The organism is Noviherbaspirillum sp. Root189, assembly GCF_001428545.1.
GTDB lineage: Bacteria > Pseudomonadota > Gammaproteobacteria > Burkholderiales > Burkholderiaceae_D > Noviherbaspirillum.
In genome coordinates this window covers 1-942 of sequence record NZ_LMHZ01000072.1, presented here as the reverse complement: position 1 = coordinate 942, position 942 = coordinate 1, and the positions used below count along the sequence as shown (strand labels likewise).

General features: G+C 54.6%; 1 protein-coding gene. It reads left to right on the top strand.

Features of this window, described 5'->3' with window-relative positions; genetic code table 11:
• Positions 1-198: 198 nt before the first annotated feature.
• On the top strand, positions 199-942 hold a 744-nt coding region (locus ASE07_RS26310), incomplete at its 3' end, for a DNA-binding protein (protein WP_057293787.1).

The window sequence follows — 942 nt, the reverse complement described above, 5'->3', positions numbered from 1 at the left end:
GTCGAGCTTGGTCATTCTGTCGCTGCTGGAATAGGAATTACAGGTCGGATGGCGAAAATATACCGGAAAATCGGCATGAGGTCCGATAATCCCGCATTATCCAGCGATAAAGATAGATACGGATAACAAGCGCTAACCTCAACATTCTCTATGTAATAACGTATCATGTAATATATAACGATATATCGAGGAGGGCAGATGGGACGCTCAGGGCTATATAAATCAGACGTTAAGCAGGCACGAGAGATCCTTCTCGCCCAAGGTAAGCATCCATCCGTCGATGCAGTACGTATTGCCCTCGGCAATACCGGCTCGAAAACCACCATCCACAAGTATCTGCGCGAACTTCAGGAAGAAGAGGGCAGTGATCGTAAATCGTCCATTAGCGAAGTCCTGCAGGATCTGGTCGAGCGCCTGGCTGGCCAGTTGCAGGCCGAAGCCAATGAAAAGCTCGAGGAGGCGAACGTAAAACACCAGGAGCAAGCTCACGCGCAGGCAGAGTTGATCGCCACGTTACGTACCGAGGTGAAGGACGTCACCGAGCGCCTGGACAAAGCCAATGACGCACTGACACAGGAGCAGGGCGCCCACGCCAGCACGCGCGAATCGCTACAGGACCTGATCGTTACCCATCGCGCCGCGGAGCAGCGTATCGTCGGCCTGGACGAGCGTCTCTACGAAAATGAGCAACACCGTCAGTCTCTCGAACAAAAACACGAGCATGCGCGGCAATCGCTGGAGCATTACCGCAGCTCGGTCAAGGAACAGCGAGAGCAGGACCAGCGCCGGCATGAACAGCAGGTGCAGCAACTTCAAGCCGAAATGAGGCAGCTGCAGCAATCCCTGGTGGTCAGGCAGGAAGAGGTGACACGGCTGAACCAGGAAGGCGTGCGTCTGGTATCGGACCTGTCTCATGCACGGAAGTCTTTGCATGACGAGCAG